This window comes from Bradyrhizobium sp. 62 (assembly GCF_023073035.1).
In the GTDB taxonomy this organism is placed as follows: Bacteria; Pseudomonadota; Alphaproteobacteria; order Rhizobiales; family Xanthobacteraceae; genus Bradyrhizobium.
Genome location: NZ_JADPIT010000015.1, coordinates 1,308,655 through 1,322,373 on the forward strand (window position 1 = coordinate 1,308,655; position 13,719 = coordinate 1,322,373).

A 13,719-nucleotide genomic window follows, 5' to 3' on the forward strand; every position below is an offset into this window, starting at 1 on the left:
CCTGCCGCCCGGATCACTCCGGACCGACTTGCTGCCGAAGGTAGGCAATCCGCTGCTCGATCAGGACACGATGGCGCAGCCATTCGGTCAGGGTCTGCTTCAGGGCCTCCGCCAACCGCTCCGCCAGGGCCGCCTCATGGCTGCCGGCACTGAGTGCACGAATCCGATCCTCCTGGTCTCGGATGCGCTGCCAACCCTCATCGATATCACGATCGGCCTTGATCAGATGGCGGCGCTCGGTATCGAGCTGCTCGGTCCATTCGGCGAGGGAAATGTTCATGGCGACCCTCAAGCCTCCCGGTTGCGAACCGGAGGATCGAGCGACTTTAGCACAACCCGCCGGATCATGTCGGCATATTCGCGATATTCGGCAGCCCGCGCCTGGTACATCTCGGCAACCGCGGGCCGGCCACTGCGCCGGCCGTCAGCGGCCATGCGCTGCACTAGCTCCGCCCGCTCCTCGATGATACGCAGCGCGACCCGCAGGGCTTCATCCACTTGCCCTTCCTGCTCCTTGGCGAGGATGTCGGCGGTGTAGGCGTGACCGACCTGGCAACGGAAGCGCATCGGGTGCGCTTCCTTAATCTCGGACAGCACCCCCCCGCAGGCCGGACAGGTCAGCGCAACCGGATCAGCCACCGAGATGAGCTTGTCACTGCCGATCCGCTCGCCGGCCGCGATCTCGACCTCGAGCCGGATCTCCGGCGGGATCGGCAGCGCGGCGCCGGCAACTTCCCTGGTGAGATCGGACAGGACATCACCCATTCCGGCGCCTGGGACGCAAAGATCGATGATGGAGGCCTCCAGGGCGCTCCTTGGCATCTCATCGGCGATGGCGTCCGAGGGGTCCTGAACCACGGATATCCCGCCGCAACGCTTGATCGCGTTGAGACCGGCCGCACCGTCGGACAACAGGCCGCTGAGCAGCACGCCGATCACGCGCGGGCCGTAATTGATGGCGGCCGAGCGAAACAAGGCGTCGATGGCCGGCCGCACCATGTTCTCGCGCGGACCCCGCCCGAGGAACACGCGATCCTCTGACAGCAGCAGATGATGGTCGGGTGCGGCCAGATAAACCTGGCCCGGCTCGATCTTCATGCCGTTTTCGGCCTGCCGGACCGGGAGCGGGCCGGCGCTGCTGGCGACCGTCGAGAGAATGCCGATGCCTTGCGCCGGGATGTGCAGCACGATGAACACCGCCGCGGGCAGATCCGGCGGCAGGCGGCCCAGGATCTGCTTCAGCGGTGCGGTCGCGCCGGCCGAGCCACCTATGACGATGATGTCGCGGTTGCTCATGGAACCCACTTTCGGTTGTAACGTTTGTACCAAGGCGGGTCACCGCCCTATGTTCCTACGGACCGGAAAGGAAGGCATGGGAGGCGTCATGGTGATATCGCCCACGTCGTCAGATCCGCTGCCGCCGCTCAGCGGGCGGCGGATCTTCGTTGTCGAGGACGAATATTTTCTCGCCGATGACATTGGCAAAGCATGTCGCGCGCTCGGCGCAGACGTCGCGGGCCCCGTCGGCGATCTCGCGGACGCACTCAGGATCCTGCACGACGGCAGCATCCTGGATGCCGCCGTGCTCGACGTGAACATCCGCAGCGAGATGATCTTTCCTGTCGCGCGCGAACTGAAGGCACGGAACATACCGTTCCTCTTCACGACCGGATACGACAAGGTCACGATCAGTCCGGAATTCCACGACGTGTTGATCTTGGAGAAACCGATCGATCTGCCGGCGATGGCCCACAGGCTGGCCGCACTGATCGCCGACCCGCAGGGGTGAGCCGAACGGCGATCAGAACAGATGCGCGAAAGCGAGCCAAGCGGTCACCGCCAGGCACAGGAGCACCGCAGCATAGGGCAACGCGATCCGCAAATCAGCAGCCCTCCCCGCCATTAACCCATCATCATCCAGACGATCGCCGCCATCATCACCAGAAAACCCGTGATTGCCGTTGCGATAAAGGCCTGTTCGACGCGATCCATCGGCATCACAGCCCCCTTCTCCAGCCCAACCAATCTGGCGGACTGGGAAGCCACGCGCATTAGGCTATGTGAATCGGATTCCTCCTTTGTCGATCCGCGGGAGCGGCGGGGTCCTCAGCCTAGATTGCGACGGCATCGTTCTACGACTTCGCCGTGCCCGGCTCCGCCATCTTGCGATGCTGCTTGGCCAACATCTCGTTGGGCGTGACGTTGGCGATTGTGGTCTGGATCTTGTTCTTCATTCCGGTCACGATGTCGGACTCGCCGCGCAACATGGCGTCGAAGCCGGCCTTCGCCACGTCGTAGGCGCTGTCCTTCGGCTCGGTGCCGACCTTCGTGTCCATCATGTCGGCGCGGCGAAAGAACTCGGTTTCCGTCGCGCCCGGCATCAGGCAGGTGACGGTGACGCCGCTGTCGCGCAGCTCCTCGCGGAGCGCGAACGAGAATGAATCGAGGAATGCCTTGCTGGCGTTGTAGACCGCCTGGAAGCTGCCCGGCGTGAATCCAGCGATCGAGCCCGTGATCAGGATACGGCCCGAATTGCGGCGAACCATCTCGTTGCCGGCGCGATGGATCAGATACAGCGTGCCGGTGATGTTGGTGTCGACAAGGTGCCTGATCCTGGCAAAATCCTGGTCAAGGAAGGCCTTACCGAGGCCGACGCCGGCATTGGCCAGCAGCGCGTCGATCGGCCGGTCGCCGACCGCGGCGCAGAGCTTGTCGACGCCTTCGGTGGTGGCGAGATCGGCCTCGACCGCCTCGACGCTGGTGCCGAGCCTGCGGAGATCCACGGCCACCCTCTCGATCTCGGGCTCATCGGCAGCGATGACAAGGTTGAAGCCTCCTTGGGCACAACATCTGGCGAGTTCCAGGCCGATGCCGGTGGAGGCGCCGGTAACGACTGCAAGTTGGTTCGCGGCCATGAGCGTATCCTTCGCTAGTCCTTGAGTGGGATTGATGACGCTCCAATCACCGCGGTGGCCGCTCGTTCCTATCGGGGACGCACTCTGGTGCGGCGCAAAGATTCTGCACCGTGCGATAGCAACCATCGTTCGCTGTTCGACTTGGATGCCTCGTAGCTCGCGGGAGGACAGAGATGAAGGCGCTGGTTTGGCACGGCAAGGAAGACATTCGCTGCGACACCGTCACCGATCCCGAGATTCAGGATCCGCGCGACGCGATCATTAAAGTCACGAGCTGTGCCATCTGCGGTTCGGACCTGCACCTCTTTCACAACTACATACCGGGCATGCTGCCCGGCGACATCATGGGCCACGAGACCATGGGCGAAGTGGTCGAGGTCGGCTCGGGGGTTGATGGCAAGCTGAAGAAGGGCGACCGCATCGTCGTGCCCTTCACGATCATTTGCGGCGAATGCGACCAGTGCAAGCGCGGCAATTTCTCCGTCTGCGAGACCACCAATCGCAAGCGCCATCTGGCGGAAAAGGCGTTCGGTCATTCCGGCGCCGGCCTGTTCGGCTATACGCATCTGACCGGCGGCTATCCCGGCGGCCAGGCCGAATACCTGCGCGTGCCCTTTGCCGACGCCACCCACATCAAGGTGCCCGCCGGAATTCCCGACGAGCAATTGCTGTTCCTCAGCGACATCTTCCCGACCGGCTGGCAGGCCGCCGTGCAATGCGACATCGAGCCGACCGATACGGTCGCGATCTGGGGCTGCGGTCCGGTGGGGCAGATGGCGATCCGCAGCGCCATCCTGCTCGGCGCCAACCAGGTGATCGCGATCGACTGCCTGCCTGAACGGCTCAGCATGGCCGAAGCCGGCGGCGCGACCACCATCAATTTCGAGAACGAAAGCGTCCTGGAGCGGCTCGAGGAGCTCACCGACGGCAGAGGCCCCGAGAAATGCATCGATTGCGTCGGGATGGAGTCGCATGTGATGGCCTCCCTGCCCGACACGCTGCTCGACCGCGCCAAGCAGATGATGATGGTGGAGAGCGACCGGCCGCATGTGCTGCGCGAGATGATCTATGTCTGCCGTCCCGGCGGCATCCTTTCGGTGGCGGGCGTGTACAGCGGATTCTCCGACATGCTTCCGATGGGCGCCTTCATGAACAAGGGCCTGACGATGCGCACCGGCCAGACCCACGTCAACCGCTGGACCGACGACCTGCTCCATCGCATCGAGGAAGGCCAGATCGATCCGTCCTTCGTCATCACCCACACCGTCCCGCTCAGCCAAGGCCCCGATATGTATCAGGTGTTTCGCGACAAGCGCGACTCCTGCGTCAAGGTCGTGCTGAAGCCCTGAGGAGCAAGATCCATGTTTCATTTCTCCAACATCGTTCGCACCAAGGGCGATCCGAAGATCGTCGAGGGCGGCCCGAGCCTGAAGCGCCCCGAAGACCAGCTCGCCCGCGCGCTCGGCTGGTTCAGCATCGGCCTCGGCGTCGTCGAATTCTTCGCGCCACGGCGGGTCACGGAAACGCTGGGCATGGAAGGCCATGAGACGCTGGTCCGCGCCTTCGGCGTGCGCGAGATCCTGGCCGGGATCACGACGCTCTCGGTCGAGAAGAACGCCGGCCTGTGGGCCCGCGTCGGCGGCGACGGCCTCGATGCGGCCGCGCTGCTTTCCGGGTTGACCGCGGATAATCCCAAAAAGGGCAATATCGCGCTGGCGCTGCTGATGGTCGGCGGAATCGCGATGCTCGACTACCGCGCCGCGCAGGACACCAAGCCGCGGCGGCCGCCGCGCGACGCCCGGCGCAAGCTGTATCCGAACCGCAGCGGCTTTCCCAAAGGCATCGAGAGCGCCCGAACCGCGGCCAAGCAGATCGCAGCGAACGCCACCGCGGGACGGACTTGAGGAAGCACGACGAGGTAATGCAAAGCAATGAACGAGGCGTCCCGTAACGAAGGTGCGTGGTGGGAATCCGCCGTCATCTACGAAATCGCACTGATCTCGTTCCAGGACTCGGACGGCGACGGCAAGGGTGACCTCGCCGGCCTGACATCACGGATCGACTATCTGAAATGGCTCGGCGTCGACGCGGTGTGGCTGACGCCGATCTACAAGAGTCCGTTCCGCGACCTCGGCTACGACATCTCCGACTACTGCTCCATCGACCCTGCGTTCGGCAGCCTCGAGGCGTTCGACCGCCTGCTCAAGGCCCTGCACGCAGAGGGGATCCGCGTGATCCTCGATCTCGTGCCCAACCATACCGCGAACGATCACGCATGGTTCGTCGAGAGCAGCAGCTCACGGAACAGCGCGAAGGCCGATTGGTACATCTGGGCCGACGCGGCCGAGAACGGCGGCCCGCCCAACAACTGGCTGAGCCGCTTCGGCGGCAGCGGATGGGAATGGTGCGAGGCGCGGCGGCAATATTACTACCATTCGTTCCTGGTCGAGCAGCCCGATCTGAACTGGCGCAACCCGCAGCTGCGCGCCGCGATCGCTGATGTCATGCGCTTCTGGCTCGATCGCGGCGTCGACGGCTTTCGCGTCGATGCCAGCGCCGTCCTGATCAAGGACGCGCTGCTGCGCGACAATCCGCATAACCCGCAAGCCAAAGGCAAGCCGCCGCCGCAGCGCCAGACGCCTGTCTTTACCGACGATCGGCCGGAGACGATGGATTGCATCGAATTCATCCGCGAGGTGATCGATGGCTATCCGGGGCGGATGTTGTGCGGTGAGGTCCAGGGCAAGACCGACCGCATCGGCCACTTCTACGGCAACGACCGACCGCGCCTGCATCTGCCGCTCAATTTCGCGCTGCTGGACTCGCAATGGGACGCGTCCTCGCTGCAAGCGACGATCGACGCATATTATAACGCCATCCCGGATCATGCATGGCCGGTCTGGGTGATCGGTGGTCACGACAAGCAGCGGATTGCGAGCAAAATCGGCGACGCGCAGATGCGGGTGTTGGCGATGCTGCTGATGACGCTGCGGGGAACGCCGTTCTTCTTCATGGGCGACGAGATCGGCCGCAAGCGCGTTCCCATTCCGCCCGACCGCGTCCGCGACCCCTTCGAAAAGCTTGTGCCGGGCTACGGCCTTTGCCGCGATCCCGAACGCGCGCCGATGCGATGGGACGACAGCACCAACGGTGGCTTTACCACCGGCGATCCATGGCTGCCGCTGGAGCCGCCCGACAGCGCGGCCAACGTGGCCGCGCAGCAGCGCGATGCGCGTTCGATCCTGGCGCTGTTTCGCGCGCTGATGACGCTGCGGCACGAGCAGGCGTGCCTGCGTCACGGCGGCTACGAGCCGCTGCGCTCGCAGAACGATGTTCTTGCCTACCGGCGGACGGACGGCGGCAACGACATTCTGGTCGCGCTCAACATTGCCGCCGAGCCGCGGAAATTGCATTGGCAAGGTCGCGGCCGCCTGCTGATGTCGACGCATCTCGACCTGCCGTCCGAGCGGTTGCCGGGCGCCACCATCCTGCTCCGCGGCAATGAAGGCGTGATCATCGAACTCGAGCCAAGATGACGCCCGAGGAACCATCCACGTGTCAGCGAGTCTCATTCAACGCTTCCGACGTCCCCCCTGCCGGAGGCTGAATAGACGAAACCGCGGCCCCGGCGCTCATCCCCCTTCAAGCGCCGGGGTCACGGCGTGAGCCTGGAGGCAGACCATGAGCAAGACCAAGGGCCTCGGTCAGCGGATCGCTGGCAAGGCGAAACAGGCCGTCGGCGAGATCGTCGGCGATCAGGATCTCCATGAGGAAGGCAAGGAGCAAGCGGGGCGCGGCCGGGACGAACAGAGCAAGCCGAGCGAGCTCAATCCGTTGAAGAAACTCAATCAGCTGACGTGAACGCCGCCGCGCCGTCCGCCATTCCCAGTTCAATTCGCCCCGGTGATGAAGCCGCCTCACGGCGGCGCTCCCGCTGGATCGCCGCTGCCCAACTCGGCCTGATCAGCAGCACCTTCTCGACCATCGTCAGCCAGCTCTTCGCCGCGCGCATCGGACGCGATGCCGCCGTCGACTGGATGACGGTCGCCGCCATTCCCGCGCGCGATTGGGCGATCAGCGCAGAGCCGTCGTGGAGCGCGATCCTTGCCGGGATCGCCTTCCACCAATGGGCGGACTTCTCGTGGGCGCTGGTGTTCTTCGGTGTGCTCGGACGCTGGACCGCCGACCTGCGGCCGCTCACGATCCTGCTGCTCGCCCTGCCATGGGCCGTGTTCTCGTCAAGCATGGAATGGTTCGTGCTGGTGCCGCTGTTTCCGTTCTGGCAGCCGCTGTTCACGCTGCAGCAGCCGTACTGGATCGGCCTGCTCGTCCACGGCTCCTCGGCCGTGATGTACCCCCTGTTCGCCAGGCTGCGCTGGACGGGGGGAGCTGCACCCGCGCGCGATGTTCGCTTCACCAATGCCTGGATCACCGGCGCGCTGGCCTTGATCGCGCTGCTCGGGGCGACCGCGTTGTTCGGCAGCCATGGTTACGAGCCGCCATGGATGGGCCGCGACAGGGATACGGACCAGACTTACATCCGTCATATGACCGCGCATCACGCCCAGGGCATCGCGCTGGCGCGGATCGCCGCGGAGCGCGCGCAGGACCCTCATCTGCGAAAGCTGGCGATGCTGATGGTCGCGAGCCAGACCGGCGAGAACCGGATTTTCGAGACCTGGTGGCTGAGCTGGTTCGACACCGAGATGCCCGATTGCAGCTCGGACGAACGTGCCGTCATGCCGGGCTTCCTAACCCAAGCCGAGATGCGGCAGGTGAAGGCCGCGCCGGCGGGCCAATTCGACACGCTGTTCGTCGAGACGATGAGCAAGCATCACGCCGGCGCGGTCAGGATGGCCGACCAGATGTGGCATAGCGCCGGCGATCTGCGCCTGCGTGTGATGGCCCACGCCATCCGCCACGAGCAGCAGGGTGAGATCGCGCTGATGCACGGCGCCAGCGGCACTGCCGCCGTCGCCACCGCCTTCCGCAACATGCTCGGCGACAATGTCAATTGAGTGGATCGTCCCCTACTCACGCCAGAACTCCGCCAATTCCTCGGCGCTCATCAGGTCGACCTGGCCGTGAAAGCGGGTGCGGTACATCGTCATGAGCGCATCATGGCCGACGTCGGACGAGCTGCACAGCGCATCCTCGACGATGACGACCCGAAAGCCGAGATCGACGGCGCTCAGCACCGTCGAGAGCACGCAGACGTCGGTCTCCGCGCCCGTGATCACGACCGTGCCGACGTTCTTGTCGATCAGCAGGCTCGCGAGCCCGGGATTGCTGAACGCCGAATAGGCCGGCTTGTCGATGACGGCCGCCGGGGGAACGAAGCGGCTCAGGGCCGGCACGAGCTCGAGACCGGACGGCGGAAGATGTTTGCGGGTCGCCCGTCGCCAGCGACGAAAATAGCTCTGCCACTGTCCGGGCCGATCCTCCGGATCTTCCGGCGTGATGAATCGCGTGAAGATCGTTCTGGCCTGATGGCGCGAAACGATCGAGGCGATCGTCGGCAAAACTCGCGCCATCCAGGGCGTCGCCCAGAGACCGCCCGGAGCGAAGATGTTCTGCATGTCGATGCACAAGTGAACGGCGTCGCTGATGCCGGTCACTTCTGACGCGCTGTCTCTCATCGTCCTTCTCCTTTGGGCGTGATCGACGGCGTTCACGACGCCGAGATCGGAGCCTCTCCGCCCTCGACGATCTCCGGAAGGACGTCCTTGAACAAACGCACCGGAATGGATTTCGCAGCAGGGACCTTGCTGCCCTCCGCTTGATGCCAGAGCGGAATGAGCACGTTGCATTCGGGATAATAGGCCGCAATGCTCCTGCGTGGGATGCCATAGGGGACGATTTGGAGCTCGCTCAAGCTGCGCGTGACGCCATCGCCCGCCTCCGTCACCAGCGTGACGGTATCTCCCGATTTTAGCCCGTCTTCCTCCATGTCAGCGGGATTCATGAACACGACGTAGCGGCCGCCCTCGATGCCGCGAAAGCGGTCGCCTTCGGCGTAGATCGTCGTATTGAACTGTCCGTCGGCGCGCAGTGTCATCAGCTCATAGACGCCGTCGGTCTCCCGGGGTGGCGCGAAGGCCGACTTTGGAACGGTGAAGTTGGCCTTGCCGTTCGGGGTCTTCCACTTCCGCTCGCGCGCCGCGAGCGGCCGCGCAAAACCGCCGGGTTCGAACAGCCGCGCGTTGAAGTCCTTGAACTGGTCGGGATAGGTGCGCTCGATGGCGTCCCGAACCCGTGAATAATCGGCGACCCAGGCGTCCCAATCGATCTTGGGATTAGGCTTCAACGTCGCCTTCGCCAGGGCGGCGACGATCGCAGGCTCCGACAGGAGATGGTCGGCCACCGGCTTGCGCTGCCCGCGCGATCCGTGAATGCAGGCGGTGGAATCCTCCATCGACACCGCTTGTTCGCCGCTATCCTGCCGGTCGATCTCGATCCGGCCGAGGCACGGCAGCAGATAAGTGACCTCGCCGGGCACGAGGTGAGTCCGGTTGAGCTTGGTCGCGATCTGCACCGACAGGCGCAGGCTGGACCACGCGGGCTCCATCAGGGACCGCTCGGGAACGGCGCGCAGGAAATTGCCGCCAAGGCTGACGAAGCCGCGAACGTCGCCTTTCAGAATGCCCTGGCAGGCGTCGACGGTGGACAGTCCCTCCCACCGCGGCGGCTCGAAACCGTAGAGCTCCGCAAGCTTGTCGAGCGGCACCAGCTTGGTCTTCTCGGAAATGCCGACGGTGCGCTGGCCCTGCACGTTGGAGTGGCCCCGGATCGGCGAAATGCCGGCGCCGGGCTTGCCGATATTGCCGCGGAGCAGCAGCAGGTTGACGATCATCTTGTTCGTCTCGACGCCGTGCTTGTGCTGGGTGATGCCCATGCCGTAATTGGCGATCACGGCCTTGGCCTCCATATAAGTGTTCGCGGCCTCGCGCAGGGCACCGCGCGAAAGCCCCGAGGCCCGTTCGATCTCCTCCCAATCCTGTGCACGGCAGAATTCGGCGAACTCCTCGAAGCCGGCCGTGTGCTGCCGGATGAATTCGACATCCACCACGCGCGCAGTTTCATTTTCCCGAGCGAGGTCGTCCGCCTCGATCACCCATTTGCAAATCCCGACGATCGCCGCCGCGTCGCCGCCGACACGCACCTGATAATATTGCGAGCTGATGCGCGTGCCGCCTGCGATCATCTGGACGGGATTTTGCGGATTGACGAAACGCTCCAGGCCGCGCTCGCGCAGCGGGTTGAACGTTATGATCGGCACGCCGCGCTGCGCCGCCTCCTGGAGCGGATGCAGCATGCGCGGCGCATTGGTGGTGGTGTTATGGCCGAAGAAGAAGATGCAATCGGTGATCTCGAAATCCTCCAGCAGCACCGTGCCGACCGGAACTCCGATCACCTCCGGCAGCGCCACCGACGTCGTCTCGTGGCACATGTTCGAGCTGTCGGGGAAATTGTTGGTGCCGTACATGCGGCCGAACAATTGGTACATGTAGCTGGTTTCGAGCGAGGCACGTCCGGACGTGTACATCACGACGGAACGGGGATCGAGCCGGTTCAGCTCGGCGCCGATATCCGCAAAGGCCTCGTCCCAGTCGACCGCTAGATATTTGTCGCTTGCCAGGTCGTAACGCATCGGCGTCGTCAGGCGCCCCTGCTCCTCCAGTTGATGATCGGACCAGGTTCGTAGTTCAGTCAGCGTATGTTGCGCAAAGAACTCCGGTGTCGCGGTCTTGCTAGTAATCTCCCAGGCGGTCGCCTTGGCACCGTTCTCGCAGAACTCGAATGGACGTGGCTTGGCCGGCTTGGCCCAGGAGCAGCTCACGCACATGAATCCGTCGGGCTTGTTCTGCTTGAGCAGGATCTCGCTGCCGAGAATGGCGACCTCTTCCTGCGTCAGGATGCTTGCAACGGCTTTAAGTGAGCCCCAGCCGCCTGCCGGCGCATCATTGTTCTCGACCTTTGCCTTTTGCCGCATGGCGTTTCCTTCAATCGCAAGCCCTGCACGCAGAACCCGAGATGGGATGGCAAGTTCCAACCGTTCGGAACCTTGCTCCGGTTCGTGCGTCGATGAATCGACGTAGGACGAACACCCATGCACGGCTCTCGATCCGGCGCACACGATCGCGCATCCATGCCCACGCCATCCGTGAGAATGCCCCGGCTCACGTCGAGCGGGACGCACGATGAGCGGATGCTGGCCGAGGAATGTCCCGTGGCACTCGTCTACGACGGAACGACCGTCGCCGTCGTGATGGCAACTCCCGCCGATCTGACCGACCTTGCTGTGGGATTCAGTCTGACCGAAGGGATCATCGGCGACATCGGCGAGATCGAGGAACTCACGGTCGTTCCCGGTCCCGACGGGATCGAACTGCGGCTATGGCTGCGACCGAATGCCGGGCGACGGCTGAAGGAGCGACGGCGACATCTGGTCGGGCCGACGGGTTGCGGCCTGTGCGGCATCGACAGCCTGCGCGAAGCCGGCCGTATCGCTCAGTGCGTCGAGCAACCGGCGGGCCTCACGCCGGAGCAGATCAGCACGGCCATCGCGGCCCTCACCGAGTCACAGATCCTCAACCACAAGACACGCGCCGCTCACGCCGCGGGTTTTTTCCGGCCAGGCAGCAAGACCATGATGGTGCGCGAGGACGTGGGGCGCCACAACGCCCTCGACAAGCTTGCCGGCGCTCTCGCCATCGAAGGTGCATCCGGCGGCGCCGGCGCCGTCATCCTCACCAGCCGGCTATCGGTCGAGATGGTGCAAAAAACCGCCGCGATGGGCGCCGGCATCGTCGTCGCCATGTCTGCACCGACTGCGCTTGCGGTCCGAACGGCGGAGGCCAGTGGCATTACGCTTGTCGGTATCGCACGGGGCGACGAATTCGAGATCTTCAGCCATCCGGCGCGGGTGTTCATGCCCGCGGCCACCCAGATCGAGCCGGAGTTTCGACCGCAGGCGAACTAAGGGAACCCGGGCATGAGGGATAGCGAACTTCGTCGCGCTCACCTTGCTCGACATATGTCGATGGTGGAATCGGCTTGCGGTGCTTCCTCACGAAGCGTAATTTTCAACTCTACGTAGCTCATTCGAAAGCATCTATCGGGTTCGGCCAAGCGGGAGACAGCAATGGCGGATGTCCCATGGCACCTTTCTGGTGACTATTTCGAGAATTGCAATTGCAGCATCGTGTGCCCCTGCCTGGTGTCGGCGGCGCCGCCGTTGACCGCGCGACCGACCGAAGGCTTCTGCAACGTACCGCTGATCTTCCACATCGAGACCGGCCGCTATGGCGAGATCGCGCTCGATGACCTGAATGTGCTCGTCATCCTCCACGCACCTGGGGTCATGGCAGACGGAGACTGGTCGGTGGCCGCCTATATCGATCAGCGCGCCAACGATGACCAGACCGAGGCCCTGGCTGCAATCTTCACCGGCGGTGCCGGCGGTCCCATGGCCGCGTTCGCGCCACTGATCAGCAAGAACCTGGGGGTGCGCAAGGTCCCGATCACGTTCCAAATCGACGGCAAGACGCGGTCCGCGGAAATCCCCGGCGTCCTGCACATGTCCGTCGATCCGCTACCGACCATGCATCCGAGCGGCGAGATGTGGGTGAACATCGGCCATCCGGTCAGCCCCGACGCCATGGTGATGGCGGTCGGTGCTGCCGGCAATACCTTCAGCGATCATGGCATGCGCTGGGATAATTCCGGCAGGAACGGCCTCTATGCGCCGATCCGCTGGTCGAACCAAGTGTGATGTAAACTCCAGATACCGCCCTGCATCGGTGGCCGGCAACATCGATCGCACAACATCGATCGCAAATGACGGACAGCCCCTTGGAAGTCGTGCTGCGGCGCGATCGCTGGATCGTCGGCATCGCGATCGTCCTCATGGTCGCGCTGGCGTGGAGCTATGTGCTCTGGCTCGCCAACGACATGGACATGGGCGGAATGGGGATGACCGAGTTCCGCATGATCCCGGCTGGGATCGGAATCATGCTGCCAGCCGAAGAGCCGTGGCGAAAAATCGAGTTCGCCTATGTGTTCCTGATGTGGGCGGTGATGATGGTCGGAATGATGGCCCCCTCGGCCGCGCCCATGATCCTGATGTACGCCCGCGTCGGTCGACAGGGCAAAGCGCAAGGCAAACTATTCGCAGCGACCGGCTGGTTTGCCGCCGGCTATCTCCTGGCTTGGTGCGGCTTTTCGCTGGCAGCCACCCTGTTCCAATGGGCGATCGAGCGGGCTGCCCTGCTGGATTCCCGGATGGCGATCGCGAGCAACCTGCTCGGCGGCATCGTGCTGATCGCGGCGGGCGCCTATCAATGGACACGGCTCAAAGACATCTGCCTCGCCCAATGCCAGTCGCCGTTTCTGTTCCTGATGCGCCACGGCGGCTTTCGCAGCGACCTGCGGGGTTGCGTGCTGCTGGGCTTTCGGCATGGAGGTTATTGTGTCGGCTGCTGCTGGGTAATGATGGCGCTGTTGTTCGTGGGCGGCGTGATGAACGTGCTCTGGATTGCGCTTTTGTCGTTGCTTGTACTTTTGGAGAAAGTCACGCCGGTGGGACGCTGGATCGCGCGCGCTGCCGGCATTGCCTGTGTGGCCGCGGGCGCGTGGCTCCTGCTGACCTTGCCGAAGTGATTGCGAGGCGCGGACGACGATCGCGCCGACTCTCGGCCGCGAGATCGAACATCGAAGACTGGGGGAGGCCCCGTTCCAGGATTCGCAGCGCGAACAGGGCGGGCACCGAAAATCGCGAAACAATCTTTCGCGTGTCTGTTTG

General features: G+C 64.0%; 14 protein-coding genes. 9 read left to right on the top strand and 5 right to left on the bottom strand.

Going from position 1 to position 13,719, the window contains the following annotated elements; genetic code table 11:
- Positions 1-13 precede the first annotated feature (13 nt).
- Both IVB47_RS16855 and IVB47_RS16860 read right to left on the bottom strand, forming a co-directional pair.
- Complete coding sequence (locus IVB47_RS16855; protein ID WP_247286912.1) at positions 14-280, bottom strand: hypothetical protein; 267 nt, start codon at positions 278-280, stop codon at positions 14-16.
- 8 nt (positions 281-288) lie between these two features.
- Positions 289-1,296 (bottom strand): chemotaxis protein CheB, encoded by a 1,008-nt coding sequence (locus tag IVB47_RS16860; protein ID WP_247286913.1) that lies wholly within the window; start codon positions 1,294-1,296, stop codon positions 289-291.
- 88 nt (positions 1,297-1,384) lie between these two features.
- On the opposite strand from IVB47_RS16860, the gene IVB47_RS16865 reads away from it, so the two are divergent.
- The gene (locus tag IVB47_RS16865; protein ID WP_247287427.1) at positions 1,385-1,789 is read left to right on the top strand and encodes a response regulator; all 405 of its coding nucleotides are present in this window, start codon (positions 1,385-1,387) and stop codon (positions 1,787-1,789) included.
- A 343-nt stretch (positions 1,790-2,132) separates the two neighbouring features.
- Here IVB47_RS16865 and IVB47_RS16870 read toward each other — a convergent pair whose 3' ends face one another.
- Positions 2,133-2,915 carry an SDR family NAD(P)-dependent oxidoreductase gene (locus tag IVB47_RS16870; RefSeq protein ID WP_247462724.1) on the bottom strand — a complete coding sequence of 261 codons (783 nt, stop codon included), beginning with the start codon at positions 2,913-2,915 and terminating at the stop codon, positions 2,133-2,135.
- A gap of 173 nt (positions 2,916-3,088) precedes the next feature.
- On the opposite strand from IVB47_RS16870, the gene IVB47_RS16875 reads away from it, so the two are divergent.
- The 5 genes from IVB47_RS16875 to IVB47_RS16895 all read left to right on the top strand — a co-directional run bounded on the left by IVB47_RS16875 (position 3,089) and on the right by IVB47_RS16895 (position 7,933).
- Positions 3,089-4,264, top strand: coding sequence for a zinc-dependent alcohol dehydrogenase (locus IVB47_RS16875; protein WP_247462727.1), 1,176 nt, complete (start codon positions 3,089-3,091; stop codon positions 4,262-4,264).
- A 12-nt stretch (positions 4,265-4,276) separates the two neighbouring features.
- Positions 4,277-4,819 (top strand): hypothetical protein, encoded by a 543-nt coding sequence (locus tag IVB47_RS16880; protein WP_247361731.1) that lies wholly within the window; start codon positions 4,277-4,279, stop codon positions 4,817-4,819.
- Positions 4,820-4,846: 27 nt separating this feature from the next.
- Complete coding sequence (locus IVB47_RS16885) at positions 4,847-6,451, top strand: alpha-amylase family glycosyl hydrolase (RefSeq protein ID WP_247462728.1); 1,605 nt, start codon at positions 4,847-4,849, stop codon at positions 6,449-6,451.
- A gap of 145 nt (positions 6,452-6,596) precedes the next feature.
- A complete protein-coding gene (locus tag IVB47_RS16890) occupies positions 6,597-6,776 on the top strand; it encodes a CsbD family protein (protein WP_247286918.1) in 180 nt (59 codons plus the stop codon).
- Entirely contained in the window at positions 6,773-7,933 is a 1,161-nt protein-coding gene (locus IVB47_RS16895) for a DUF305 domain-containing protein (RefSeq protein WP_247462729.1), read from the top strand. The genes IVB47_RS16890 and IVB47_RS16895 overlap by 4 nt, the downstream gene beginning before the upstream one ends.
- Before the next feature lie 12 nt (positions 7,934-7,945).
- On the opposite strand, the gene IVB47_RS16900 is transcribed toward IVB47_RS16895, so the two are convergent.
- Positions 7,946-8,554 carry an isochorismatase family cysteine hydrolase gene (locus tag IVB47_RS16900; RefSeq protein WP_247462730.1) on the bottom strand — a complete coding sequence of 203 codons (609 nt, stop codon included), beginning with the start codon at positions 8,552-8,554 and terminating at the stop codon, positions 7,946-7,948.
- A 32-nt stretch (positions 8,555-8,586) separates the two neighbouring features.
- The gene (locus tag IVB47_RS16905; protein WP_247462733.1) at positions 8,587-10,908 is read right to left on the bottom strand and encodes an FdhF/YdeP family oxidoreductase; all 2,322 of its coding nucleotides are present in this window, start codon (positions 10,906-10,908) and stop codon (positions 8,587-8,589) included.
- Positions 10,909-11,124: 216 nt separating this feature from the next.
- Here IVB47_RS16905 and fdhD point away from each other — a divergent pair, with 216 nt between their 5' ends.
- The 3 genes from fdhD to IVB47_RS16920 all read left to right on the top strand — a co-directional run bounded on the left by fdhD (position 11,125) and on the right by IVB47_RS16920 (position 13,577).
- Positions 11,125-11,898 (top strand): formate dehydrogenase accessory sulfurtransferase FdhD, encoded by a 774-nt coding sequence (gene fdhD / locus IVB47_RS16910; protein ID WP_249800351.1) that lies wholly within the window; start codon positions 11,125-11,127, stop codon positions 11,896-11,898.
- A gap of 162 nt (positions 11,899-12,060) precedes the next feature.
- Positions 12,061-12,690, top strand: coding sequence for a DUF1326 domain-containing protein (locus tag IVB47_RS16915; protein ID WP_247462735.1), 630 nt, complete (start codon positions 12,061-12,063; stop codon positions 12,688-12,690).
- 65 nt (positions 12,691-12,755) lie between these two features.
- Positions 12,756-13,577: a DUF2182 domain-containing protein gene (locus IVB47_RS16920; protein WP_247462737.1), complete on the top strand. Its 822-nt coding sequence runs from the start codon at positions 12,756-12,758 to the stop codon at positions 13,575-13,577.
- The last annotated feature ends 142 nt before the right edge of the window (positions 13,578-13,719 follow it).

Coding starts and splice junctions, on each gene's coding strand:
- IVB47_RS16880 (WP_247361731.1), top strand. CDS start 4,277: ATGTTTCATTTCTCCAACATCGTTCGCACCAAGGGCGATCCGAAGATC.
- IVB47_RS16855 (WP_247286912.1), bottom strand. CDS start 280: ATGAACATTTCCCTCGCCGAATGGACCGAGCAGCTCGATACCGAGCGC.
- IVB47_RS16905 (WP_247462733.1), bottom strand. CDS start 10,908: ATGCGGCAAAAGGCAAAGGTCGAGAACAATGATGCGCCGGCAGGCGGC.
- IVB47_RS16885 (WP_247462728.1), top strand. CDS start 4,847: ATGAACGAGGCGTCCCGTAACGAAGGTGCGTGGTGGGAATCCGCCGTC.
- IVB47_RS16920 (WP_247462737.1), top strand. CDS start 12,756: ATGACGGACAGCCCCTTGGAAGTCGTGCTGCGGCGCGATCGCTGGATC.
- IVB47_RS16860 (WP_247286913.1), bottom strand. CDS start 1,296: ATGAGCAACCGCGACATCATCGTCATAGGTGGCTCGGCCGGCGCGACC.
- IVB47_RS16890 (WP_247286918.1), top strand. CDS start 6,597: ATGAGCAAGACCAAGGGCCTCGGTCAGCGGATCGCTGGCAAGGCGAAA.
- IVB47_RS16900 (WP_247462730.1), bottom strand. CDS start 8,554: ATGAGAGACAGCGCGTCAGAAGTGACCGGCATCAGCGACGCCGTTCAC.
- IVB47_RS16875 (WP_247462727.1), top strand. CDS start 3,089: ATGAAGGCGCTGGTTTGGCACGGCAAGGAAGACATTCGCTGCGACACC.
- IVB47_RS16915 (WP_247462735.1), top strand. CDS start 12,061: ATGGCGGATGTCCCATGGCACCTTTCTGGTGACTATTTCGAGAATTGC.
- IVB47_RS16865 (WP_247287427.1), top strand. CDS start 1,385: ATGGTGATATCGCCCACGTCGTCAGATCCGCTGCCGCCGCTCAGCGGG.
- fdhD (WP_249800351.1), top strand. CDS start 11,125: ATGCTGGCCGAGGAATGTCCCGTGGCACTCGTCTACGACGGAACGACC.
- IVB47_RS16870 (WP_247462724.1), bottom strand. CDS start 2,915: ATGGCCGCGAACCAACTTGCAGTCGTTACCGGCGCCTCCACCGGCATC.